This window comes from Devosia sp. FKR38 (assembly GCF_005222805.1).
Classification (GTDB): Bacteria; Pseudomonadota; Alphaproteobacteria; order Rhizobiales; family Devosiaceae; genus Devosia.
Map to the genome: position 1 here is coordinate 76,503 of NZ_STGC01000002.1, position 24,829 is coordinate 101,331.

Here is a 24,829-nt window from a genome sequence, read left to right on the forward strand (position 1 = left end):
CGCCCAACACTCATCACACCATGGGTTGGCGATAGTCGGCCGCGTAATGCCCGGTGAGGCCATGTTCGAGCTGCCGCTCGATATCGGTGAGCAGGCTGGATGCGCCGAAGCGGAACAGGTGCGGCTGCAACCAGGCGACGCCCAGCTCTTCCTTCATCAGCGCCATGTATTTGAGCGCATCGGCAGCCTTGGCGATGCCGCCGGCCGGCTTATAGCCGATCTCGATGCCGGTCTCTTCGGCAAACCAGCGGATCATGCGGATCATGGTCAGGCTGGTGACCAGATTGGCATTGACCTTTTCCTTGCCGGTCGAGGTCTTGATGAAGTCGGCGCCGGCCAGCATGCAGACCAGGCTCGCCTTGGCGATATTGGTCTGGGTGGCCAACTCGCCCGTGCCCAGGATGGTCTTGATATGGGCATTGCCGCAGGCCTTGCGGAAGGCGCGGATCTGGTCGTAGAGCCCCTGCCAATCCTGGCGCAGCACCATGCCGCGTTCAATGACGATGTCGATCTCCTGCGCCCCATCGGCGACCGACATCTCGATCTCCTTGAGCTTGGTTTCGATCGGCGCGAGGCCATGCGGGAAGGCGGTGGACACCGCGGCCACCGGAATGCCGGTGCCCTCAAGCGCGTTCACCGCCGTCTTGACGAAGCTGTGGTAGACGCAGACCGCGCCGGGCAGGATGCGCAGGCCACCGACGTCAAGCCGCTCCAGAATGTCGTGGCGCAGCGGATGGCGGGCCTTGGCGCAGAGGCGCTCGACGCGGCCATCGGTGTCGTCAGCATTGAGCGTGGTCAGATCCATCAGCGTGATGGCCTTGAGCAGCCAGGCGAGCTGATAGTCCTTTTTGACGGTGCGGCGTGCGCCGATGCCGCCAGCGCGGCGCTCCAGCGCCGAACGGTTCATGCGGACGCGCTCGACCCAGTCGAGATCGAGCGGAAAGCCGGGATTGCGCTTGTGCGGCGTGTGGGCTTGGCTGTTATCGACGACTCGCAGGCTCATAGGTCCTCCACCAGCGCCGGTATGAGCCTTTTCAGCTTCTCGGCGCCCTGCACGGCCATGGCCTTGGTGTGCTCATGGCTGATGTTTTCGTTCGACAGGCCCGCGCCCATATTGGTGATGGACGAACAGGCCCAGACTTTCATCCCCAGGAAGCGCCCCAGGATCACCTCGGGCGCCGTCGACATGCCCACCGCATTGGCGCCCAGGCGCACCGCCATCTGGATTTCGGCCACGGTTTCAAAGCTGGGGCCGGAGTACCAGAGGTAGATGCCCTGCCCGAGCTTGATATCGAGCCCGGCCGCCAGGCGCTGCGCCTTGTCGCGCAGGTCGGGGTCATAGCAATTGACCATGTTCACAAAACGGCGGTCCGTCGGCTCGCCGATCAGCGGATTCATGCCGGCATAATTGATGTGGTCGGACAGCATCATCAGGTCGCCGGGCTGCAAGGCCGGATCGAGCGAACCAGCCGAATTGGTCAGCAGCAGGGTCTTGGCGCCCAGCTCGGCCATGGTCTCGAGGGCCGGCCGCATGGCGGCAGCATTGCCATGCTCGTAATAGTGCTCGCGGCCGGTCAGCACGGCGATGCGCTTGCCGCCCATGGTGCCGATCAGCAGGTCGCGCCCATGGCCGGACACGCCGCCACCAGGAAAGCCCTTGAGCTCGGAAAAAGGAATGGTCAGCTTGTCGCCCAGCAGGTCGCCGATGGCCGACAGGCCGGAGCCGAGCACGATGGCGGCGTCAATCGGCTGGCTGCCGGCAATCTTGAGAATAGTCTTGGCGGCTTTGGTCATTTCGGCAGGTACTCCGGGCCGAAGCTGTGCGGCAGAAGCTGTTCGAGCGTGGCAAAGAGCGGCTTGCCCTCCACGCCATGAGAAATCACGGTCACATCGAGATCGGCGAATTCGCGGATGCGCTGGCGGCAGCCGCCGCAGGGGGTGACCGGAGCAAGGCCTGGCCCGGTGACATAGATGCGGGTGATACGCCGCGCGCCGCCCGCGATCATGGCGGCGATGGCCGAGGCCTCGGCGCAATTGCCCTGCGGATAGGCAGCATTCTCGATATTGCAGCCGGAGTAGATCTTGCCGTCATCGGCCAGGATGGCAGCGCCCACCGAGAAGCGGGAATAAGGCGCATAGGCCTTGGCGCGAATGGCTTCGGCGGCCTCAAACAAGGCCTGGTCGGTGACTGTGTTCGACATCTGTGCGACGCCAGCCGTGGCTAGCGCTCCTTGGTGTAGGGGATGCCGCTGGCCTTGGGCGCGACGGCGCGGCCAATAAATCCGGCCAGCAGGATGATCGTCAGCAGATAGGGCAGGACCTGGATCGCCTGCACCGGCACTTCGCCGATATAGGGGAACTGCACACCTTGCAGGCGGAACTGCAGCGCATCGAGGAAGCCGAACAGCAGGCAGGTGGCCAGGGCCGGCCAGGGCTTCCACTTGGCAAAGATCAGCGCCGCCAGCGCGATATAGCCGCGCCCGGCCGACATGTTGTTGTTGAACCCCGCCGACTGGGCAATCGACAGATAGGTGCCGCCCACGCCCACCAGCACGGCCGTGATGATCAGCGCCTGGTAGCGCAGCCGGGTGACCGAAATGCCGGCGGTATCGAGCGCCTTGGGGTTTTCGCCCACGGCGCGCAGGCGCAGGCCGAAGCGTGTCGAGAACAGCACCCAAGCCGTGACCGGCACGGCGATAAAGGCGGCATAGGCCAGGATATTGTGACCCGAGATCAGCTCGGAATAGAGCCCGCCAATGACAGGCACATTGGCCAGTTCGGGCGCAAACGGCAGGGTGATGGGGCCGAAACGCTGGTCGCCGCTCAACTGCGGGGTGAAGCCGCCGCGATGGAACCAGCTCTGGCCAAGAAAGGTGGTGAGGCCAGCGGCAAGGAAGTTCAGCGCCACGCCCGAAATGGTCTGGTTGCCCTTCAGGTTAATCGAGGCAATGCCATGGATGGCCGACATGCCCAGGGCAACGCCGACGCCGGCCAAGAGGCCCAGCCATGCCGAGCCGGTGACAGCAGCCGTTGCGGCCGCGCCAAAGGCCGAACCGAGCAGCTTGCCCTCAAGCCCGATGTCGACAATGCCGGCGCGTTCCGAATAAAGGCCGGCCAGGCAGGCCAGGATCAGCGGAATGGCCAGGCGGACCGTGGAATCCAGAATGAGGATGAGATCGGTATAATAGCCCATCATGCGTCCCCTGCGCTGGCCTGGGCCCTTGGCCCGAAAATGCGCTCGAGCGGCGGCCGCAGCATGTCGCCCATGGCGCCGGTGAACAGGATCACCAGAGCCTGGATGGTGACGATCATCTCGCGGGTGATGCCGGGCATGGAGAAGGCCAGTTCCTGGCCGCCCTGATAGAGCGCGCCGAACAGCAGGGCCGAGAGTGCCACGCCGATGGGGTGCCCCTTGCCCATGAAAGCCACCGCGACGCCGACGAAGCCGGCGCCGGAGACGAAGTTGAGAATGAGCCGGCCCTGCACGCCACCAACATTGTTGACCGCGACCATGCCCGCGAGGGCACCAGCGAGGGCCATGGTGATCATGATCACCTTGGCATTGGAAATGCCGGCATAGCGCGCCGCTGTCGGGTTGTGGCCGAGCGCGCGCATGGCGAAGCCGAACTTGGAGTGCCAGATCAGCCAATAGACGGCGACCAGCGCGATCAGCGCCAGGAAGAAGGAGATATTGACCGGCGAGTTCTTGAACAGCTCCCAGAACAGGCGCAGCTGCGGCACGCGGCTGACCGCATCGATGGGTGCGCTTTCGTCGGAGCCGACATTGGCGGGCTTCAAAATCTTGGAGATGATGTAGCCCATCATCGAGACGGCGATGAAGTTGAACAGGATCGTGGTGATGACGATATGGCTGCCGCGCTTGGCCTGCAGATAGCCGGGGATGAAGGCCCAGGCTGCACCGAACACGGCCCCGGCAACCACCATGGCCGGCACGGTGAGGAACCACGGCTGGCCATTCAGGCCCAGCGCGACCAGGATCACGCCGAGCCCGGCCACATAGGCCTGGCCCTCCGGCCCGATGTTGAACAGGCCCGCATGATAGGCCAGCGAAACGGCCAGGCCCGCAAAGATGAAATCGGTGGTGTAATAAAGCGTGTAGCCGAAGCCGCTGCCATAGCCGAAAGCGCCATAAAGCATGATGCCGACCGCTTCGAGCGGGTTCTGGCCGACCATGACCACCACGATGCCGCCGATCAAGAAGGCGAGCACCACATTGAGCAGCGGCAAAAGGGCAATATCGACCCAGCGGGGCAAGGGAACGCGGGCGCTCATCAGCGGATGTCCTGATCGGTCTTGGGTGACATTTCGGTCAGGGTCTTTTCCACCGGAGTCACATGTTCGGGCAGGCGGGCCGAGCCCTGCGCATCGGGGCGGTCGTGGACGCCGGCCATCAGCAGGCCCAGTTCGCCCTCATCGGCGGTTGCCGGATCGGCCTCGCCGACGATCTCGCCGTCAAACAGCACCAGGATACGGTCCGACAGGGCGCGGATTTCGTCCAGCTCCACCGAGACCAGCAGGATGGCCTTGCCGGCATCGCGCATCTTGATGATCTGGTTGTGGATGAATTCGATGGCGCCGATATCGACGCCGCGGGTGGGCTGGCCGACGATCAGCACGTCGGGATTGCGTTCCATCTCGCGCGCCAGCACGATCTTCTGCTGGTTGCCGCCGGAGAAATTTGCCGATTTGAGATCGGTATTGGCCGGGCGGATGTCATACTGGGCAATGCGCTCGCGCGCCTCGGCCTTGGCCCTGCCGACGTCAAGCGCCAGGCCCTGACCATAGTCATTCTGGTAGCCCAGAATGGCGTTTTCCCACTCAAAGAAATTGGTCACCAGACCCATGCGCAGCCGGTCTTCCGGCACATGGGCGAGACCCACTTCGCGCAGCCGGGCCGCACCATCGTCGCCAAAGGCCGAGACGGGCTGGCCATTGACGATTACCTGGCCGGAAGACTGGTCGCGCATGCCGGAAATGGCTTCGAGCAGTTCGGACTGACCATTGCCGGCGACGCCGGCAATGCCGACGATCTCGCCGGCCCGCACTTCAAAGCTCACCGATTTGACCCGAGGCACGCCCATGTCGTCGGTGACCACGAGCTTATCGACGCCCAGCATGACCTTGCCGGGGTTGGCCGGGCCCTTTTCGACGCGCAGCAGCACGCGGCGGCCAACCATGAGTTCGGCCAGTTCGCCCGGAGACGTCTCGCTGGTAGTCAGCGTCTTGACCATGGCGCCCTGGCGCATCACCGAAACCTGGTCGGTAATGGCCATGATCTCGCGCAGCTTGTGCGTGATCAGGATGATGGTTTTGCCCTCATCGCGCAGCTTGCGCAGGATGCGGAACAGGTGATCGGCCTCGGCGGGAGTCAACACGCCAGTCGGCTCGTCCAGAATGAGAATATCGGCGCCGCGATAGAGCGCCTTGAGGATTTCCACGCGCTGCTGCTGACCCACCGAGAGGTCCTCGATCAGCGCGTCGGGATCAACCTCCAGGCCGTAGTCGGTCGCCAGCTGCTTGAGCTGCGCCCGGGCCTTGGAGAGGGTGCGCCCGAGCAGCGCGGAATCCTCGGCGCCCAGCACGATGTTCTCGATGACGGTGAAATTGTCCACCAGCATGAAATGCTGGTGCACCATGCCAATACCCAGCGCCAGCGCATGGCGACTGTCGGTGATGGTCACGGTCTTGCCGCCCACGCGGATGGTTCCGCTGTCGGCTGTGTAGAAGCCATAGAGAATGGACATCAACGTCGACTTGCCGGCGCCGTTTTCGCCGACAATCCCGTGCACCGTGCCGCGCTGCACCGTCAGGTGGATGTCGCGATTGGCATGGACAGGGCCGAAATGCTTGTTGATGCCATCAAGCTCGATGGCTGCGGGCAGAGCAGCGGCTGTTGCCAGCCGCTGCTCCGGATTGGGGGTGAGCGTCGCCATTATGGCTGCGTTCTGTCTACAATCAGACCGGGCAGGCCTTGTCCGTCATGAAGTCGTGCACGACGATTTCGCCCGAGGCGATCTTGGCCGAGGCGGCTTCGACGGCGGCCTTCATTTCGGGGGTGATCAGGTCGGCATTGAACTCGTCGAAGGCAGCGCCAACGCCGGCTTCAGCCAGGCCCAGCGTGATAACGCCGGCGGTGAAGGTGCCGTTCTTTTCATCCATGAAGGCATTGTAGGTGGCGACGTCGACGCGCTTGAGCATCGAGGTCAGCACATTGCCGGGGTGCAGGTAGTTCTGGTTGCTGTCCACGCCGATGCCGAACTTGCCAGCGTCGGCAGCGGCCTGCAGCACGCCGGCGCCAGCGCCGCCAGCCACCTGGAACACCACGTCGACACCCTGGTCGAGCTGCGAACGGGTCACTTCGGAAGCCTTGGCCGGGTCGTTGAAGGCCTCAAAGCCAGCGCCGACATAGGTCTCGAGCACTTCGATGTCGGGATTGACCGACTTGGCGCCTTCCTTGTAGCCGCAGGCGAACTTCTCGAGCAGCTCGAAGTTGAAGGCCGGCACGACGCCGATCTTGCCGGTTTCCGACTTCATGGCGGCCAGGATGCCCACCAGGTAGGAGCCCTCCTGTTCCTTGAACACCACCGAACGCACGTTGGGCAGGTCAACGACGCTGTCGATGATCACGAAATGAGTATCGGGGAATTCCGGCGCCACGGTCTGCAGGGCCGTTGCCCAGGAGAAGCCGGGGACCAGAATGGGGGAGAAGCCCTTGGTGGCAAACTGGCGGATAGCCTGTTCGCGCTGGGCGTCGCCGGTGATTTCGAGGTCCGAATAGCTGCCGCCGGTTTCGGCCTTGTACTTCTCGGCGCCGGTGTAGGCGCTTTCGTTGAAGGATTTGTCGAACTTGCCGCCGCCGTCATAGATCAGCGCGGGATCGGCGAGCGCGGCACCGGTAAGGATCGCGCTCAGCGCAACGCCGCCGGCAATGGCCTTGGTGAAGGTAGAAAATGTCATCGAGGTCGTCTCCCTTTGTGACACGCCTGCGCTCAAGCCTGGCTTTGGCGCCCACTCTGCGTGCTCTAGCGATTGATACAATCGTGCAAATGCGGAGGCTGCAAGAGGGAATCGGGGAATTTTATCCGATTGGTCAAATTTCCACGGGCTTTGTCACAACTGGCCTGTCGCGGCTAGAAACGCGCCAGCAGGTGCAGGAATATCGCACTGAGATCGACGTCGGCATAGAGCACCACCAAGATCGCGACGGCAGCGATGGAGAACAGGGCGAGGGTGTCGCGGGTCTGGCTGGTCATGACAATTTGTTTCAAATGCGCGGGTGGGATGGCTGACCAATCATCCCCGATTTAGCCTTTGTTGTGATCGGTTTGCGGCCGATCAGGGTGTGGTTAAGGCCAGGTTAATCGGCGCCCTGCTCCGCCTCGGCCGGCAGTGGCGTCACGCTGGCGCCCATGGCGGCGCCGAAGCGCTCGAAAAAGCCGTCGATGACCTTTTGCGCGGCATTGCCGATCATGGCCTTGCCCAGCTTGATCAGCTGTCCGGAGGCGCCGCCCTCGGCCTTGAACACCAGGCGCGTCTGCTCGCCATGGTCGGAAAGGACGATATCGGCTGCGCCTTCGGCCAGACCCAGCAGGCCGCCGCGCCCCTTGCCCGAAAGCGTATAGCGCTCCGCCGGGACGATATTGCTCAGGGTCAGGTCACCCTTGAACACGGGATGGACCACGCCGAGATTGACCTTGATTTCGAGCTCCAGCGTATCGGGCCCGGTCCAGTCGATACGGTGGCAACCGGGGATGGCGGCCTTGAGCATGGCCGTCTCGTTGAGCGCGGCCCAGACCGCCACGCGCGGCGCCCCGATGATATAGCGTCCACCAAAATCCATCGACAGGCTCCATGCTTTTCCGGCCTAGCGGCGACAGACCTGCCGCCCCGCGCCGGCTGCCCTTTACGTGCGGCTTTTTCGCACCAATATGGGCTAAATAGTTGTCTGGGCAGACCGTTGCAATTGTCAGGGTGCAGCGCAGCAGCAATCTTTAGCGTAACACAGACGCGCGCCCTGGCGGGCGCTGATCAATGGGAGCGAACACATGGCCGATGAAGTTGTCACCACAACAGCCACGCAGATGGCGCCAGCTGCCGCAGTGGCAGAACGGCCGCTCCAGTATCTCGACAAGGCCGTCAACGCCATTCGCGACCTGGGCATCTGGCCCGAACAGCAGGGCGAAGCCCCTATTACCGGCCTTCTGCAGCAGATCACCGAGCTGGACGAGACGCGCGTCATCCTGATCGGACGCACGCTGAGCCAGGCCAGCGCCTTCAACGAAGTGGTGCGCGAACAGATCGCCGCCATGAAGATCGGCGAGCGCTACGAAGAGATCACCAAGGGCTTCGATTCGATCCGCGACGATGCCAAGGGCATGGTCGACCAGCTGGCCGACAACAAGCTCGACCTGCTCGAACGCGCCTCCAATGTATGGATGAAGGTCAGCCGCGGCGACATCGCCCAGCGCTTCAACAAGATCCGCGACACCTATCTGGCGGTGACTGCCGACACCAAGGACCAGATTGATCGCGAGCACACGATCCTGGAGGCCTATCGCGATTTCCGCGGCGCCCTCAAGCAGGCCGAAGTGATGGCGCTCGAGGTGCTGCAGACCGCCGAACAGCGCCTCAATGACAAGAAGAACATCCTGCAAGCCGCTTCGGCCGCTGTTTCGGCCTATGCCGGCACCGTGCCGGCAGACCGGGCGCGCCTCGAAATGGACCGCGACGAAAAGCTGCGTGCCATGCAGAACGAGGAAGCGCGCTACCAGATCGCCAAGGATCTGTCGGACAATCTGACCATTTCCTACAACACCTCCGAAGTGGTGATGGCCCGGCTGATGCAGACCACCAATGCCAAGGAGCGGGTCTATCAGCAGTCGATCTCGTTCTTCTCCACCAATGAGACCGTGCTGACGGCGCTGTCGGCGTCCTTCACCGGCATGTTCGGCCTGCATGAATCCACCGAGACGCTCAACGCCATGAAAGAGGGCATGAGCAAGAGCCTCGAAACCCTGTCCGAGATCGGCGACAAGGTGACCGAGGAGGCCGTGCGGGCCGGCTATGGCCCCACCGTGCGCGCCGATGCGGTCAAGAAGCTGGTCGATTCCGTGGTCAATTTCCAGGAAAAGAGCCGCACGATCATCAATGAGATGCGCGTGGCTTCGACCAAGAATTCGGCCGAGATCCGCGACGCCGTCGAGGATGGCAAGCGGCGCCTGGCCGCGCTGGCCGCCGAAGGCAATGCGCTGCTGCTCGAGACCGGCAAATAGGCGAAAGACGCAGACGGGTGAACGCCAACCATGAGTGACGTGACAGCGCCAGCCGCTGCACCGCTGGACGAAGTGATGCTGGCGATGGATGTGGTTGATACCCTCCGTCACCAGCAGGGCCTGGCCACGCGCGAGCTGGACAGCGACGCCAAGGAGCAGCAACTGATCGACAAGTTGCGCGGCATCTATCGCCAGCAGGGCATCGAAGTGCCCGACACCATCCTGCGCGAAGGGGTGGCGGCGCTCAACGAGAGCCGCTTCGTCTATGATGCGCCCCCGCCCAGCCTGGGCCGCACGCTGGCCCGCATCTATGTGGGCCGCAAGCGCTGGGGCCGGCCGGTGGCTGCGGCGGTCATTGCCCTGTTGGTGTTTCAGGTTGGCTATTTCGGCGTCTGGCAGCCCTATCAGCATGGCCAGGCCGAACAGGCCCGGCTCGAGCTGGCCGAAGGTCTGCCCGCGCAGATGGACGGGCTCTACCAGACCATTTTCGAAGAGACCAAGGTGCAGCAGGGCGTGGTGGATGCCGAAGCCATCCGCACGCGCGGAAAGGCGCTGGCTGCCGAAGGCAATCGCGCCGGGGCGGAAAAGGCCGTCGCCGACCTCACGGCGCTGCGCGACCGCATCCGGCAGGACTATTCGCTGCGCATCGTCAACCGGCAGGGCGAGAAGTCCGGATTCTGGACCTTCCCCGAGATCAATACTGACGCCACCAATTACTATCTGGTGGTCGAAGCGCTCGATGCCGACGGCAATGTACTGAGCCTGCCGATCCTGAACGAAGAGAACGGCCAGACCGAAACGGTCGCCATCTGGGGCGTGCGCGTGTCCGAGGCGGTCTATGACGCCGTGGTGGCCGACAAGCAGGACGATGGCATCATCGAGAACAATGAGATCGGCCGCAAATCCTTCGGCTTCCTGGATGTCGAATACAATGTGCCGGTCTCCGGCGGAGCGGTGACGCGGTGGTAGAGCTATGAGTATCCGCGGCCCCGAAGCCCTGGCCAGCCTCGACGAGGCGATGCGCGACATCCGCCGCGAGGAGGACGAAATCTCCAAGCGCCTGGCGCGCTCGGCCGAACGCATCAGCAAGATCCGCGAGGGCGAAGCCGAGCTGTTCCGCCAATTGGCGCAGTTCCGCCTCGACCCCGCCGTGCAGGGCGAGCTGGACGGGGCGATTTCCAGCGCCGAGGCCAAGGCGCGGGCGCAGCTGAAGGCGCACGCCAAGGATCTGAGTGCGGCCGAAAAGGCGGTGGCCGAGCAGGATGCGGTCGTCGCCCGGCTCAATGGCGCGCGCGCCGAAGCGCTCAAGCAGTTCGAGACGCCCCAGGCCGAACTCAAGGCCCTGGCGGCGCGGCTGGGCGCCTCGATTGCGCGCGATCCGGCCTTTGCCGCCAAGCGCGACAGCGCCACTGCGCTCAGCGAAGTGGCCAACCAGTCCATGCGCAAGACCGAGCAGGCCGAGGCCGACCGCGACAGCAAGGGCAAGCCCTATCGCGACGATCCGCTGTTCATGTATCTGTGGGAGGCTGGCTACGGCACCTCCAACTATCGCGCCAACAATCTGATCCGCTACCTCGACGGGCTGGTGGCCGGGCTGGTCGGCTTCCAGAAGGCCCGGCCCAATTTTGCCATGCTCAACGAGATCCCGCTGCGCCTGCGCGAGCATGCCGAGCGGCAGATCGCCATTGCCCAGGCTGCCGAGGCCGAGGTGGATGAGCTGGAAACCCAGGCGATCGACGCGGCCGGCGGCAAGCCGCTGCGCGAGGCCATGATGGCGGCCCAGCAGCGCATTGATGCGCTCGACGCTGAAATCGTGGCCAGCGAGGACGCGCGCGACGCAGCAGCAAAGTCGCTGGCCAACCTGTCGCAGGGGCAGAACCCGGCTTTCGAGGGCGCCCTGGCCGATCTCGCCACGGCGCTGGGCCGCGAAGACATCCAGACCCTGCTGGCCGACGCGCGGCGCACCCGCACTAGCCAGGACGATACCATCGTCGCCCAGATCGATGATGCCCGCGCCCGGGTGCGCGAGGAAGAGGAAGAGACCCGCGAGCAGAAGGAACGGCTCAAGACGCTGGCGGCTCGCCGGCGCGAGCTCGAGGACATCCAATGGGAGTTCAAGAAGCAGCGCTTTGATGATCCCCGCTCGACCTTCCGCGAGGACCGTCTGGTGGGCGATCTGCTCAACGACTTCCTGCGCGGCGGCATTACGGCGGCCAGCTATTGGGAACGCTGGCAGCGCAGCCAGAACTGGAGCGCGGGCACGTCGGACTGGGGTGGCGGCGTGGGCCTGCCCAACAATGGCCGGCAGCAGAACAGCAATCCCTGGCCACAGGGCGGCGGCTTCACCTGGCCGGACAGCAGCATTGGCGGCGGCTCGGGCAACCGGCCCGGCGGTGGCTTTGGCGGCGGGCTGGGCGGCGGCACCGGCGGTGGCGGCTTCTCCCGCCCGCGCAGCGGCACCAGCGGCAACCGCAAGACTGGCGGCTTCAAGACCGGTGGCGGGTTCTAGGTCAGTCCCTTGCTGAGATAGAGCGTGGTGCCGCCCAGATGGAACGGCTCGCTGCGGTCGATGCTGTAGCCGGATTTCTGGTAGAGCGCCACATTGCTGGCGAAGGCCGCATTGGTCAAAAGGCGCAGCTCCTTGCAGCCGTCAGCCCGCGCCAGAGTCTCGGCATGCGCCAAGAGGGCGCGGCCATGGCCCCTGCCCTGGCTTTGCGGCGCGACAGCGATGTTCTCGATCCACAGGTGATCGGGATGCTGCAGCGTCTCGATGAGCCCGAGCAACGCCCCGCCGGCTTCGCGCAGATCAATGCGGTGGCGCGTCAGGGCCTCGGCATAGTCCACCCGCACCGGCATGGGTTCGCGGCCGATCACCGGCACCCAGCGGGCATAGGCGGCGCGCACCAGCGCAGCGATGGCGGCGGCGTCATCGGGTCCGGCCTGGCGCCAGTGTGTCTGTGCGGTCGCAGTCATGGCAGGCGGTCGGCTCAGTTGGCGGGCGGCTGGGCCATCAGTTCCCAGACATTGCCTTCGCTGTCCTCGAAATAGGCCGAATAGCCCCATTCGGACTGGGTGCCGTCGGTGATGATGGCGCCGCCGGCGGCGAGCACCTTGCGCAGGATTTCATCGACCTCATTGGGGCTGCCCGCCTGGTGGCTCAGCACGAAGCCGGGCGTGCCAGCAATGGCCACGTCCTTGCCGGCGGTCTGGGCGATCTGCTCGCGCGGGAACAGCACGAAGGAAAAACCGTCGTCAAAGAAGAAGGCGACATGGTCCTCGCCGGCGCCGATCTGCTCGTCATCGATCTCGAACAGGGCGCGATAGAACACAAAGGCACGTTCGAGGTCGTCCACGCCAATGGTGATGATGGAAATCGATGGCTTCATGGCGACGCTCCTGTGTGCTGGGGCGCAGGGTAGTCAATTGCCGTGCGTCGCGTCACCCCTTGCGGGGCAGGAATTTGTTGCCGTCCCGGCAAAAAAGCGCCCGACCCCGCCTTGGCAGGACCGGGCGCCCGATCAGGATTTGGCCAGCAGATTGCGCAGCTTCTGCAGCGCCGTCGCCTGGTCTTCGCGATAGGCGATGGTGCCCTGGAACTCGCCCTTGGCGTCGAGCAGGAACACCGAGGCGGTGTGGTCCATGGTGTAGTCGGCGCCGTCGAGCGGCACCTTCTGGTAGTATATGCCCCAGGCCTTGGCGATCTTGGCGATCTCCTCGGGCGTGCCGGTGACACCGGTGATGCGGTCGCTGACCCAGCTGACATAGTCACCCAGGATCTGGGGCGTATCGCGCTCCGGATCGATGCTGACGAAATAGGCGCGCAGGTCCTGCCCGTCCGCTCCCAGGGTCTCAAACCAGCTGGCCATTTCGGCCATGGTGGTCGGGCAGACCTCCGGGCAATGGGTGAAGCCGAAGAACAGCGCCGAGGGATGGCCAGCGAACATGGTCTGGTCGACGGGCTTGCCGGTCTGGTCGATCAGGCTATAGACGCCCTTGCCAAAGCCGGCCTGGTCAGGCTGGCGCAGCAGCATTGCCCCGGTGATGGCCGTCAGCCCCAGGGCGGCAACCGCGCCCCAGAGCCAGATGCGGATGGACTTCAGCGCCATCAGATCAGGTCCTCATTGACCATGACCGTGCCGTCGAAGCTGGAGAACTTGGCGAGCAGGGCTGGATCAAGCTTGGCTTCGGCCTCGGCAAGAGCGGTGGCCAGTGCTGCAGCATCAGCCGCGGGGACGCCGATGGCCTCCAGATTGGCGGCATCCTTGAGGCCGTCGCCGGCGCACAGATGCACGGCCCAGCCATGGGCGGTCTTGCGCAGCAGCGCGCGGCCACCGGCCTCGCCCTGGGCCCAGCCGGCAATGGCGTATTCGCCCGAGATCACCACCGGCTCGACGCCGAGCGGGGCTTCGGGGGTTTCAAAGGTGCCCTTGAGCAGGCCAGTGATGGCCTCGAGATCGTCAGCGGGCTGGGCGGCCATGGCGTCGTGGTTCATCGCGCCATGGTTCATGGCATCGTGGCCGGCGGCGTCATGCTTCATGGCATCGTGGTTCATGGCAGCGCCGTCGGCGGCTACGCCCTGTACGGCCAGTTCAACGTCGACAGTGCCCGCCTTTTCAAACACCAGCGTCACCGGCACGGTCTCGCCTTCGACAAAGGCCTGCTTGAGGCCCATGAACATCAGGTGGAAGCCACCGGGGGCCAGCTCGACCGTCTGGCCGGCCGGGACTTCGAGGCCATCGGACAGTTGGCGCATCTTCATGACTTCGCCTTCCATGGCCATCTCATGGATCTGCACCTCGGCGGCGGCCGGCGAGGTCGCCGAGACCAGGCGGTCGGCCTCGGCGCCGGTGTTTTCGATGGCGAGGAAGCCGCCGGCCACCGGAGCATTGGGCAGGGTGGCGCGGGCGAAGGGATGCGCCAGGTTCAGCGATCCGAGATGGACAACGCCGTCATGGGCAAAGGCAGGGGCGACAAACAGCAGGCTGGCCGCAAGCGCGGCGCGAAACAGAGTGATCACGATGATCTCCGACAATGGGCAAGAAAGGGACGAGCCGAGGCTCAGGCGGTCAGGCCCGGGGCGGCGGTCCGCGCGGTCCGCCCGGTGGGGCGGCGGCGCTGGGCAGCATGGCAGGCCCGCGCCAGGGGAGCGCGGCCAGAACCAGCGGCGTCCGCGTGTCGAGCACAAAGGCATTGAGGCCCGGCGAAACGGCCACGGGCTTGCCAATGCCCGCCGCGGGGCACTTGGCGAGGTTGACGTCGCCGTCCTGGTCGCCGGTGCCGGTCTGGCTGCACAGGGCCCAGCCGGGTTCAGTGGTGCTATAGCCGACCGCTTCAAAGGCCAGCTGGCTGGCCCGGGCCTGGTGCATGGGTGACAGCACGGTAAGCAGATAGAGCGCGAGCACGGCCAGGGCCGTGCCGATCTGTCTGGCTATGCTGTCACGCGTTGTCATGGCGCATTGATAGTCTGGCTTGCGGGTGGGGGAAAGGGCCGGATTGTCGCAATTGGCGGCAGGCACCTAGGCCGAGGGCACATAGGTATCGGCACACAGGACGATGAAGCTCTTGATGGCGGCCGACAGCGGCGTCGACTTGCGGCGCGCCACCAGCAGTTGGCGCAGCGCCCAGGGCTCGGCCAGCGGCGCGCAGACCAGGTCCGTCCCGGCCAGCAGATGCAGGCTTGTGGACCGCAGGAAGCCGATACCGAAGCCGGCTTCCACCATGCGCACCAGCGCCGGGAAGCTCTCGACCCGCAGGGTTTCGACCAGATGCTTGTCGGCGGCGCGCGCCGCATCGCCCAACAGGCGATCGAGCGAGCCGGCATGGTGGATACCGACGATGGCGTGATCGAGCACGGTGGCGAAGGCGATTTCCTTGCGCGGCTCGATGCTGGCAGCCAGGGGATGGTCTGGCGGCGCCAGCACCCAGACCCGGTCGTCCTCGAAGGGGCGGATTTCGAAGCGGCTGAAATCGTAATTGTCCGAGACGATGGCGACGTCGGCCCGGCCCTCGTCGAGCGCCAGCAGCGCCTTGGCCGCGCCCATCTCCTGGATGTCGAGATCAATGCCGGCGTGTTTTTGGGCATAGCGGGCCAAGAGTTCGGGCAGGCGCCCGGTCAGGGCCGAGCTGGTGCAGGCCACGCGCAGGGCGCCGCGCTGGCCGCTGCCGAAATCGGCCATTACCACATCGAGATCGGCAATGGCGCGCAACACCGTGCGGCAGCCTTCGGCATAGGCCTGTCCGGCCGTGGTCAGCTTGACGCCATGGGCCGAGCGATCAAACAGCACCACGCCCAGCCGACTTTCCAGGTCCGACACGCGGCGGCTGACCGCGGACGAGGCGATGCCCTCGCGCTCGGCGGCGCGACCGATCGAGCCGGTTTCGGCCAAGAGCAGGATGAGGCGCGCGGTTACGCTGTCGAACGGTGTCATGCAGTCTCCTGATGGCACCATACTGATCACGCTCAAATCAGCAAGGATATGCCACGCGCCAGATAGAAGATGCCGATGGCGGTGACAAGCCAGCGCGTGAGCGCGCGGAAGTGCACATCGGTCAGGCGCTGCAGCAACCAGTAACCGGCGCTGGTTCCGGCAATGGCGAAAGGTGCGGCCAGTGCAACGGCGGCCCATTCGAAGGGCGTCAGCACCATGGTGGCCTGCCAGTAGAACACCACCTTGGCCGCATGGGAGAGCACTTGCGTGGCCGCCTTGGTGGCAATGACCTTGCGACGGTCCATCTGGGTGCGAATGAAGAAGATGTCGACCGTTGGTCCAGAGACGCCAATCGCCAGGTTGAGCCCGCCCCCCAACAGGCCGCAGACAAAGGCGTGGAGCGGCTTGCTTGCGTCGAGCTCCAGCCAGTGCCTGGGGATCCACACCAATATGGGCATCAGGCCCACGGCAATACACACCGTCGCCAAGTCCGGCGTGTAGCGGATGATGAACAGGATGATGGCCGCGGTCAGCAGGCCCAGGCAGATCATGCCCAGAATGCGCCAGTCGATATAGGCCCGCGAAAAGAAGGCGCGCGAGCCATTGGCGACGATCTGGATGGCGCCCTGCACGGCAATGGCCGTGCCCACCGGCAGGATGGTCAGCAACACGGCCAGCAGCACCAGCCCGCCCGCCATGCCGAAAATGCCCGACAGCATGGAGGTGAAGAACACCGCCAGCACCAGCGCCACGCCGACCCACACAGCCAATCACACCACTCCTTGTTGCGGAGCAGTCATGAACCCCTGGGCCGGTCGGCGCCACCATCAATCCGGCAAGACGGGGTGCCGGATATGACGACGGTGTGACAGCTAGTGGGAGAGGCCGGGGAAATAGTCGCCGGCGGTGGGCGCGAGCAGCTCGGGGATGTCGCTGAGCTTGACGGTGAGCAGGTCCCCGCCGCAGGCCGAGATCACATGCGGCAGCATCTCGATCGAAAAGATCACCTGCTCCTCGGGCGCAAAGCGCATCACCAGATTGCCGGCGACCAGATCATCGATGCCGCATTCGCTTTCGAACGTCGCGTCCGTATCGTGCACGCGATTGGCAATAACATAGTCAACCAGCGGCTGGCCGGCGCTCCAGTAGTAGTCTTCCGGCGCCTCGGCGGCAGCGGCCTGGTCGATCTCGGTGGTGTTCTCAAAGTCAGTGGTCCGCGACACCGCCGTCCAGTCCTTGAACACCTTGGCCATCGGGAAGGTCTTGCCGGTGCGCACGTCCAGACTGTAGCTGTCGCTGTGATTGTTGGGGTGGGCGCCGCCGCAGAAGGTGCTGCCCGACTGCACCCAGCTCATCACGTTTGGCGACAAATAGGACACGATGATCTGTTCGCTGTCATAATCGCCCAGCGTGCCCGGCCCGAGGCCAAGGCTATACTGGTTGGCGCCAAAGCCGGCATAGATCTGGGACAGACAGTCGAAGGCGTAGAAATTGACCTCGGCATGGCGGCGCGCCAAGGCCTGGTTGGCCAGGTCGGGCGAACTGCCGTCGGCCAGGGCGACAATGCGCGGAAAGGCGAACTTGCTGCGCGGGTCGGTCACATAGTGAAAGCTCGAACCCTCGATGGCCTCGTCGGCGCTGGCCGTGAGCGGCACGTCCATCTTGGCGAAATCATAGGGCGCACTCTCGGCGTTAAAGCTCGTCGGCCCGGCATAGGTCAGCATGATCGCGCTGTCGTAGAGCCCATAGGCGCTGATCTCGGTGCCCTCGGGCAGGGTGCGCTGACCGATGCGCTCCAGCACGATATCGAGCGTCTTGCCGGCCTTGCCCTCGGCCTGCCAGGTACCGGTGATCGTCGCGCCATCGGCGCTGGCCTCGATCTGCCAATGGGCGCCTACCGGCGGGTCGGTCACCACGCCATCCTCGTTCTGGATGCAGGTGGTCTCGCTGCAGGGCGCTTCCTCGGCCAGAAGGCCTGGCGTGTCGGTGCCCGTGAGCGGAATATCGGCGCCCTTGTTGATGTAGCTGTAGCGGCCAGCCATGGCGCCCTCGCCGGGAGCGGTCAGTTCGGCGATGATATCGAGTTTGCCCAGCGTGCCCTTGTAGGTGATGGCGTCGACTGCCAGGGCCGGCGACACCAGCGACAGGCTCATCAGGGCAAGGGCTGCAAGGCGCATCTCGAAATCTCCCGGTTTACACCTGACTAGAGCATTTCACCGCTTCGCTGAATCGGTGAAACGGCTCTAGAGTCTTGTTTGGTCACGTTTCCGAACCGCAAAAGTGGCGTCCACTTTTGCTGGAAACGCTCTAGCATGGCCCGCGTCCGTCTGCGAGACGGTTTGCGGGCCCTGCCGGTGCGGTTCGGATGATATCAGGTCGAGGATGCCCGCGCATTGGCCTGAGCCACCAGCTCGTCGGGAATATCGTCGAAGCTGGCGTAGTTCATGTTGTAGAGCTTGGCATAGAGCCCGCCCTGAGCCATCAGCTCGTCGTGGTTGCCGGTCTCGATCATCTCGCCATTCTGCAGCACGATGATGCGGTCAGCGCCGCGGATGGTGGCGAGGCGATGGGCGATCACGAGGCCCGTGCGGCCCTCAAGCAGGATGAGCAGGGCCTTCTGGATCTGCCGCTCGGTGTAGCTGTCGATATTGGCCGTGGCCTCGTCGAGCACAAGGATCTTGGCATCGGCCACCAATGCGCGGGCGAAGCTGAGCAGCTGCCGCTGACCGATGGACAGGTTGGAGCCGCGCTGCTCGAGAATGGTGTCATAGCCCTGCGGCAGGCGGCTGATGAAGTCATGCGCCCCCACGGCCTTGGCCGCAGCAATCACGCCCTCGCGCGTCGCCGAGGTCTTGTTGTAGCGGATATTGTCGAACACCGAGCCGGTGAAGAGGAAAGCCTCCTGCAGCACCATGGCGACCTGTTCGCCCAGGGACTCCTGCGTCACGTCGCGCACGTCATGCCCGCCTACCAGGACGGCGCCGGACTGCACCTCATAGAAGCGGTGCACCAGGGCCATGGCGCTGGTCTTGCCCGAGCCGGTGGGGCCGACGAGCGCGACGGTCTCGCCCGGCTTGACCTTGAAGCTGACATTGCGCAGCACCGGCCGGTCCGGATCATAGGCGAAATTGACATTGCGGAACTCGACCGAGCCATCCATGTCGCGCGTCAGCGTGATGGCATTGGGCTTGTCGGTGATCGAGGTGGGGATATCGAGCACCTCGGTGATGCGCCGCCCCGAGGTCATGGCCCGCTGCATGATGGAATACTGCATGGTCAGCGAGCGGATGGGGTCAAAGAAGCGCTGGATGTAGAACAGGAACGCGACGATGACGCCGATCTCGAGGCTGCCATTGAGCACCAGCGAGCCGCCCACCACCACGACGATCGCCATAGCAATGCCGGTGAGGCTATCGACGATGGGCACCATGACCTGGGCATAGCGCGAGCCGGTCAGCTGGGTGCGCAGATTGGCATAGGCCTTGTCGTCAAACAGGTCGAAATTGACCTTCTGGCGATCCAGGTTCTGCACGGTGCGCACACCATTGATGCCCTCGGCCATGGCGCCATTGGTGATCGAATTGGTTTCATGCGCCGCCCAGAAGGCGCGCTTGGCCGGCGGCAGCCAGAAGATGCGCACGACAAACAGGATCGGCATGGTGGAGAGGGTCAACAGGCCCAGGCGGAAATCGAGCGTCAGCAGCACCACCACGATGCCGACCAGCAGCACCAGATCGCCCACCGAGATCACCGAGGTTTCCAGAAACTCCTGCATGGAATTGACGTCGCCCTGCAGCCGGCTCATCAGCCGGCCCACTTCGGTCTTGTCCATGAAGCTGAGCGAGACACGCTGCAGCTGGGCGAACATGGCGCGGCGCATGTCGAACAGCACATGCTCGGCCACCTTGCCCACTTCAGTCTCCTGCACGAAGGAGGCGCCGAAATTGAGCAGGACCGCCAGGGCAAAGGCGCCGATGGCCCAGAGCATGTTGGTCAGGTTGCCACCCTCTGTCATGCCGCTGTCGATGGCGCGGCCGATGATCAGCGGAATGGCCAGCTGGGTGGCGGTAAACACCAGCACCGCCGCCACCGATAGGTAGATCTTTAGCCGATAGGGGCGCACAAAGGCCCAGATGCGGCGCACCGTCTTGGGATCATAGGCCTTGCCGAAGATTTCCTCTTCAATGCGGTGGCTGCCCACGCTGGCGCGCGGCGGCCGCTGGCCAGGGAATGCGGCGGTGTCGCGATCTTCGTCTTCAATCACGCTCATTGGGCGGCACTCCCGATGTCGATATCCTCGCTGGGGCGGGTCTGCAGGTCATAGAGCGCGCGATAGCGTCCGCGCCGCGCCAGCAGCTCTTCATGGCTGCCCTGTTCGACGATCTTGCCGTCTTCGAGGAACAGAATGGTATCGGCATGCAGCAGCGAGCTCAGCCGGTGCGAGATCACCAGTGTGACCCGATCCTTGGCATAGCGGCGAATGGCGCTGCGGATGCGGTGCTCGGTGCCGGCGTCGATAGCGGCCGTGGAATCGTCAAAGACCATCACGGCGGGCTTGAGCACGAGGCTGCGCGCAATCGAGAGGCGCTGGCGCTGGCCGCCCGAGAGCGAGACGCCGCGTTCGCCCACCACGGTGTCATAACCGGCAGGCAGGCCCATGATGTAATTGTGCAGCTGGGCGCTTTCGGCGGCCTTTTCGATCTTGGTCTCCTTGGACCAGGGATCGCCATAGGCGATGTTGTTCTCGATGGTGGTGGTGAAGAGGAAACTGTCCTGCTGCACCACGGCGACGGCGCGGCGCAGCGACTGCAGCGTCACCTTGCTCACATCCTGCCCGTCGATGGTGATGCGGCCGGCGTCGATGTCGTAGAAGCGCGGAATGAGATGGGCTAGCGTCGACTTGCCGGCGCCGGGGGCGCCGACGATGCCGATGGTCTGGCCGGCCTGGGCCTCAAAGCTCACGCCGTCAAGCGTGGGATGGGTGGCGCCGGGATAGGTGAAATGCACATCCTCAAAGCGCAGTGTGCCCTTGGTCACCACCAGCTCGGCGGCGCCGGGGGCGTCGTCGATGGCCAGCGGCTCGTCGAAGAAGGCGAACAGGCGATCGCCACAGATGGAAGCGCGGGCGAAGGAATTGACCATCAGCCCGAGTTGGCGCACCGGCATCTGCAGAATGGTCATGAAGGTGAGAAAGCTGGCCAGCGTGCCCACGCTCATCTCGCCGGCAATGACCTTGGTGCCACCGAACCACAGCACCAGGCCCATGGCGATGAAGAAGGAAAGCGTCATGGCGCTGGTGTTGCGCACGCGGATGTCGACGCGATCGTGCGAGAGGGCCAGCGCCTCGCGCGAGGCGGTATCGAACTTGTCGAGCTCGAACTTCTGGCCGGAGAAGGCGCGAACCACGCGAATGCCGCCCAGGTTCTCCTCCATCACCCGGGTGAGGGCGGAGAGCTTTTGCTGCAGCACGATCCAGGTGGCGCGCAGGGTCAGTTGCGCCACCGAGGAGCGCCAGGCGACGAAGGGCACAAAGCTCAGCGCCAAGAGGCCCAGCAGGATATCGGTGGTCAGCAGCATATAGGCGCCGACCCCGATCAGCACCGACAGCAGCACGACGCGGATCAGGCCGGTGGCAAAGAACATGCGCACGCCGTCCAGATCGAGCAGGCCCACGGTGATCAGGTCGCCGGTGTGGATCTTGTCGTGGTAGGAATAGGAGAGCTTTTGCACCTTGTCGTAAAAGGCCAGCCGGAGCTCGTAGCCGACATGGTGGCCGACGCTCTCCGAATAATAGTTCTGCACCAGGGTGAAGAAGCCGCGCGCCACCGACACGACCAGCAGCGTCATGGCGCTCCAGAACAGCGCCTGTTCTGCCCCCGGGGCGCCGACGGCCAGAATGCCCTGGGCCTGATCGACCGCATGGCCCAGGAGCCGCGGAATGAGCAGCTGCAGCACCGAGGCGACGATGGTGGCAAGAATGGCCGCCGAAGCCTGCCAGGGGTGACGCAGCGAAAAGATGGCAATCCGCACCAGGGCACGTTGGCCCTTGCCCGCATGGGCAGCAGCCAGATGTGCACCTGCATCGCCGCGCGAACGGTCGCGGCCAGCCGTGTGGGGGGTCAAGGCAGTATCCAGACGTCAAAAAATGTGGGGTCCGACCTGGCCGTGCGGCAGGCGTCACAGCGGTTCGGACAAATCAGCAGTGTGCTTATAAAATGCCCATTCGCCCTACCATTCAAGACCGATTCTGAGCAAAAAACGCAAGTTTGCGGGCCGCTTACTGCGGTGCGTTGAGCTCAGGATAGATCAGCGCCGAGCATTGGCGGTTGCGGGCGTCGAGCTTGGCCTGCTCATCGGCCGAAACCATGCCCGAATAGATGGCATGCCAGAGATCATTGGCTTCCACACCTTCGAGCCCGCACTGGCAATAGGTGGTGCAGAGCTCGGCCGTGGTGCCGGAGTCGACGCAGGTCGACTGGCAGGAGGCGAGGAAATCGTTCTGCCGCATGGCGATCTCGGGATGGAGCAGTGCCGCGGCCGGCGCGATGATGCCGAGGAGGATCGGCTGGTGCAGCAGGTAGATCAGAAGGCTCCAGCGCCCCATGGCGCCCAAAAGGCGCGGCAGGCGGCCGGTGGGGCGAATGGAAGCCAAGCGCTCCGCCCAGGCGCTGGCCAGCAGCAGCCGCATAGCGATGACGCCGACCAGCACCGCGCCGAACCAGGGGAACACCGGCACCAGATCATTGGTCGGCGGCGGCACCTGCCAGAAGCCGAGCCAGGAGAACAGCTTGTCGTTGAACAGCGCGTCGCTGAAGACGAAGGGCAGTGCAATGACAATGGCGGCGACCAGCGCCACCACAAGCAGCGGCGCGGCCAGCAGTGGCAGCGCCAGGAGGCTGAACAGCGCGATGGCGTGCAGCACGCCGAAATAGACAAAGCTGTCCGGGAAGACCAGCCAGGTGCCCAGCGTGATGGCCAGCGCGCCCGCCAGCAGGAACAGCCAGCGCCGCCAGAACGCCCGCCAGCGGATGCCGCGACCATGGCCGAGCACCAGGCCCACGCCGACCAGGAACAGGAACACCGCCAGGATGGAGCGGGCGAACAGCACCCATTCGGGGTCATAGCCGACGTCGGGCGCGATGAAGCGGAAAAAGCTCAGGTCCCAGCACAGATGATAGGCCATCATGGCGATGATGGCGCCGCCACGGGCGATGTCGATCACCGCAAAGCGGGGCCGTGTGGGCGCAGGAACCTCGCCCACGGTCGCGTCCGTCACGCCGCGACCTCGGCTACGACGGCGAGGAAGGCATCGCCATAGCGGTCGAGCTTGGCCTGGCCGACCCCGGGCAGGTTCAGCATGTCATGGGGATGGCGCGGCACGGCCAGCGCCATAGCGCGCAGCGTGGCGTCGTGGAAGATGACATAGGGCGGCACGCCCTGCTGCTTGGCGATGCGGGTGCGCGCCTCGCGCAGCGCCTCGAACAGCGGCAGGGCATGGGGCGGTATGCTGGCAGCACGCTCGAGCGAGCGGCGAACCTCGACGGTCTTTTTGGGCCGGTCCTTGCGCAGAATCACCTGGCGCTCGTGCTTGAAGACGGCGTGGGCCCCCTCCCCCAGCGTCAGCGCACCATGATTGGCATGGTCGACCACGATGAGGCCAGAGGCGGTGAGCTGGCGCAGCACCGACTGCCAGACCTTGGCGTCGAGGTCAGCGCCAGCGCCAAAGACCTTCTGGTTGTGGTGGCCGAAGCGCTCGACCTTTTCGGTCGACTTGCCCATCAGCACATCGATGATATGGGCGGCGCCAAAGCGCATCCCGGTGCGATAGATGGCGGCCAGCGCCTTGATGGCCGCCTCGGTGCCGTCCCAGGATTCCACCGGCGAGCGGCAGGTGTCGCAATTGCCGCAATTGCCGGGATGGGCTTCGCCGAAGTGGTTGAGGATGGCCTTGCGGCGGCATTCGGCGGTTTCGCAGACGCCGAGCAGCGCATTGAGCTTGCCATGCTCGAGCCGCTTGACCTCGTCGGGGGCATTGCCCTCGTCGATCATGCGGCGGCGCTGCACCACATCGGCCATGCCATAGCTCATCCAGGCGTCGGCGGGCTGACCGTCGCGCCCGGCGCGGCCGGTTTCCTGGTAGTAGGCCTCGATGGAGGCCGGCAGGTCCATATGGGCGACATAGCGCACGTCGGGCTTGTCGATGCCCATGCCAAAGGCGACCGTGGCCACCATGCAGATATTGTCTTCGCGCAGGAAGGCGTCCTGATTGGCGTTGCGCCGCTCCGCGCTCATGCCGGCATGATAGGGCAGCGCGGGAATGCCCTTTGCGGACAGCCACTCGGCGGTGTCCTCCACCTTGGCGCGGCTCAGACAATAGACGATGCCCGAGCTGCCCTTGTGCGCGGCGAGAAACGCCAGCAGCTGATCGCGGGCCTTGTCGCGCTCGACGATGGAATAGGAAATATTGGGGCGGTCAAAACTGGTGGTGAACACCTCGGCCGTCTCGAGCCCCAGGCGCTCGATAATGTCCTCGCGCGTGGTTGGATCGGCGGTGGCAGTCAGGGCAATGCGCGGCACACCGGGGAAGAGTTCGGTGAGCTTGCTCAGCTCGCGATACTCAGGGCGGAAATCGTGGCCCCATTGGCTGACGCAATGCGCCTCGTCGATGGCGAACAGGGCAATGTCGATGCCCGACAGCATATTGGCAAAGCCGGGCGTCGCCACGCGTTCGGGCGCCACATAGAGCAGGTCCAGCTCGCCATTGCGGAGTTGCCGGCGCACTTCGGCTGATTCTTCGGCATTGAGCGAGGAGTTGAGCGCGGCAGCGGCGACGCCGGCCTGGCGCAGGGCCTCGACCTGGTCGCGCATCAAGGCAATCAGCGGCGAAATGACGATGCCCACGCCCGGCCGGCAGATGGCGGGGATCTGGTAGCACATCGATTTGCCAGCGCCGGTGGGGAACAGCACAACGGCGTCGCCGCCATCGACCAGATGGCGCACCACCTGGTCCTGCTGGCCACGGAAGCTCTTGTGGCCGAAGACCTCGCGCAACACGGCCAGCGGGTCGCGCGGCAGAAGCGCGGGCCCCGCGCCGAACAGATCGATGCG

The 24,829-nt window shown here is 64.7% G+C and carries 23 protein-coding genes and 1 pseudogene; 3 read left to right on the plus strand and 21 right to left on the minus strand.

What is annotated here, in order from left to right; translation table 11 throughout:
* Positions 1 to 13: 13 nt before the first annotated feature.
* The 9 genes and pseudogenes from deoC to E8M79_RS00395 all read right to left on the minus strand — a co-directional run bounded on the left by deoC (position 14) and on the right by E8M79_RS00395 (position 7,861).
* Positions 14 to 1,003, minus strand: a complete 990-nt coding sequence (gene deoC, locus E8M79_RS00360; RefSeq protein WP_137149946.1) for a deoxyribose-phosphate aldolase — start codon at positions 1,001 to 1,003, stop codon at positions 14 to 16.
* Positions 1,000 to 1,794 carry a purine-nucleoside phosphorylase gene (locus E8M79_RS00365; RefSeq protein ID WP_137149947.1) on the minus strand — a complete coding sequence of 265 codons (795 nt, stop codon included), beginning with the start codon at positions 1,792 to 1,794 and terminating at the stop codon, positions 1,000 to 1,002. The genes deoC and E8M79_RS00365 overlap by 4 nt, the downstream gene beginning before the upstream one ends.
* Entirely contained in the window at positions 1,791 to 2,201 is a 411-nt protein-coding gene (locus E8M79_RS00370) for a cytidine deaminase (protein WP_137149948.1), read from the minus strand. The genes E8M79_RS00365 and E8M79_RS00370 overlap by 4 nt, the downstream gene beginning before the upstream one ends.
* Before the next feature lie 20 nt (positions 2,202 to 2,221).
* Positions 2,222 to 3,193: an ABC transporter permease gene (locus tag E8M79_RS00375; protein WP_137149949.1), complete on the minus strand. Its 972-nt coding sequence runs from the start codon at positions 3,191 to 3,193 to the stop codon at positions 2,222 to 2,224.
* Positions 3,193 to 4,293 (minus strand): ABC transporter permease, encoded by a 1,101-nt coding sequence (locus tag E8M79_RS00380; protein WP_137149950.1) that lies wholly within the window; start codon positions 4,291 to 4,293, stop codon positions 3,193 to 3,195. The genes E8M79_RS00375 and E8M79_RS00380 overlap by 1 nt, the downstream gene beginning before the upstream one ends.
* An 89-nt stretch (positions 4,294 to 4,382) precedes the next feature.
* Positions 4,383 to 5,954 (minus strand): annotated as a pseudogene (locus tag E8M79_RS00385) (ABC transporter ATP-binding protein); the annotation flags it as partial.
* A 22-nt stretch (positions 5,955 to 5,976) separates the two neighbouring features.
* The gene (locus E8M79_RS00390; protein ID WP_137149952.1) at positions 5,977 to 6,978 is read right to left on the minus strand and encodes a BMP family ABC transporter substrate-binding protein; all 1,002 of its coding nucleotides are present in this window, start codon (positions 6,976 to 6,978) and stop codon (positions 5,977 to 5,979) included.
* Positions 6,979 to 7,151: 173 nt separating this feature from the next.
* Positions 7,152 to 7,274 carry a hypothetical protein gene (locus E8M79_RS18635; RefSeq protein WP_282568091.1) on the minus strand — a complete coding sequence of 41 codons (123 nt, stop codon included), beginning with the start codon at positions 7,272 to 7,274 and terminating at the stop codon, positions 7,152 to 7,154.
* 104 nt (positions 7,275 to 7,378) lie between these two features.
* Positions 7,379 to 7,861 (minus strand): SRPBCC domain-containing protein, encoded by a 483-nt coding sequence (locus E8M79_RS00395; protein WP_137149953.1) that lies wholly within the window; start codon positions 7,859 to 7,861, stop codon positions 7,379 to 7,381.
* A 205-nt stretch (positions 7,862 to 8,066) separates the two neighbouring features.
* Between E8M79_RS00395 and E8M79_RS00400 the strand changes: the two genes are divergently transcribed.
* The 3 genes from E8M79_RS00400 to E8M79_RS00410 are packed head-to-tail and all read left to right on the plus strand — an operon-like array spanning position 8,067 to position 11,802.
* Positions 8,067 to 9,293 carry a cell surface protein gene (locus E8M79_RS00400; RefSeq protein ID WP_137149954.1) on the plus strand — a complete coding sequence of 409 codons (1,227 nt, stop codon included), beginning with the start codon at positions 8,067 to 8,069 and terminating at the stop codon, positions 9,291 to 9,293.
* 30 nt (positions 9,294 to 9,323) lie between these two features.
* Entirely contained in the window at positions 9,324 to 10,262 is a 939-nt protein-coding gene (locus E8M79_RS00405) for a DUF6384 family protein (protein WP_137149955.1), read from the plus strand.
* 4 nt (positions 10,263 to 10,266) lie between these two features.
* Positions 10,267 to 11,802: a hypothetical protein gene (locus E8M79_RS00410; RefSeq protein WP_137149956.1), complete on the plus strand. Its 1,536-nt coding sequence runs from the start codon at positions 10,267 to 10,269 to the stop codon at positions 11,800 to 11,802.
* Here E8M79_RS00410 and E8M79_RS00415 read toward each other — a convergent pair.
* From E8M79_RS00415 to recQ, 12 genes are all read right to left on the minus strand, one after another.
* Entirely contained in the window at positions 11,799 to 12,266 is a 468-nt protein-coding gene (locus E8M79_RS00415) for a GNAT family N-acetyltransferase (protein ID WP_137149957.1), read from the minus strand. The two genes, E8M79_RS00410 and E8M79_RS00415, sit on opposite strands and share 4 nt — an antisense overlap.
* Positions 12,267 to 12,280: 14 nt before the next feature.
* Positions 12,281 to 12,679: a VOC family protein gene (locus E8M79_RS00420; protein WP_137149958.1), complete on the minus strand. Its 399-nt coding sequence runs from the start codon at positions 12,677 to 12,679 to the stop codon at positions 12,281 to 12,283.
* A gap of 132 nt (positions 12,680 to 12,811) precedes the next feature.
* Positions 12,812 to 13,399, minus strand: coding sequence for an SCO family protein (locus E8M79_RS00425; RefSeq protein ID WP_137149959.1), 588 nt, complete (start codon positions 13,397 to 13,399; stop codon positions 12,812 to 12,814).
* Positions 13,399 to 14,310 (minus strand): copper uptake system-associated protein, encoded by a 912-nt coding sequence (locus E8M79_RS00430; protein ID WP_248304846.1) that lies wholly within the window; start codon positions 14,308 to 14,310, stop codon positions 13,399 to 13,401. The genes E8M79_RS00425 and E8M79_RS00430 overlap by 1 nt, the downstream gene beginning before the upstream one ends.
* Before the next feature lie 49 nt (positions 14,311 to 14,359).
* A complete protein-coding gene (locus tag E8M79_RS18510) occupies positions 14,360 to 14,743 on the minus strand; it encodes a hypothetical protein (RefSeq protein WP_137149960.1) in 384 nt (127 codons plus the stop codon).
* A gap of 66 nt (positions 14,744 to 14,809) precedes the next feature.
* The gene (locus E8M79_RS00440; RefSeq protein ID WP_171015647.1) at positions 14,810 to 15,721 is read right to left on the minus strand and encodes a LysR family transcriptional regulator; all 912 of its coding nucleotides are present in this window, start codon (positions 15,719 to 15,721) and stop codon (positions 14,810 to 14,812) included.
* Between the two features lie 32 nt (positions 15,722 to 15,753).
* A complete protein-coding gene (locus E8M79_RS00445) occupies positions 15,754 to 16,485 on the minus strand; it encodes a TSUP family transporter (protein ID WP_248304890.1) in 732 nt (243 codons plus the stop codon).
* Positions 16,486 to 16,593: 108 nt separating this feature from the next.
* Positions 16,594 to 17,898, minus strand: a complete 1,305-nt coding sequence (locus E8M79_RS00450; RefSeq protein ID WP_137149963.1) for a hypothetical protein — start codon at positions 17,896 to 17,898, stop codon at positions 16,594 to 16,596.
* A gap of 194 nt (positions 17,899 to 18,092) precedes the next feature.
* Positions 18,093 to 19,991, minus strand: a complete 1,899-nt coding sequence (locus E8M79_RS00455) for an ABC transporter ATP-binding protein (RefSeq protein WP_137149964.1) — start codon at positions 19,989 to 19,991, stop codon at positions 18,093 to 18,095.
* Positions 19,988 to 21,844 carry an ABC transporter ATP-binding protein gene (locus E8M79_RS00460; protein WP_137149965.1) on the minus strand — a complete coding sequence of 619 codons (1,857 nt, stop codon included), beginning with the start codon at positions 21,842 to 21,844 and terminating at the stop codon, positions 19,988 to 19,990. Before E8M79_RS00460 ends, E8M79_RS00455 begins: the two co-directional genes overlap by 4 nt.
* 154 nt (positions 21,845 to 21,998) lie before the next feature.
* Positions 21,999 to 22,997, minus strand: coding sequence for a heparan-alpha-glucosaminide N-acetyltransferase (locus E8M79_RS00465; RefSeq protein WP_137149966.1), 999 nt, complete (start codon positions 22,995 to 22,997; stop codon positions 21,999 to 22,001).
* Entirely contained in the window at positions 22,994 to 24,826 is a 1,833-nt protein-coding gene (gene recQ, locus E8M79_RS00470) for a DNA helicase RecQ (RefSeq protein ID WP_248304891.1), read from the minus strand. Before recQ ends, E8M79_RS00465 begins: the two co-directional genes overlap by 4 nt.
* Positions 24,827 to 24,829: the final 3 nt, after the last annotated feature.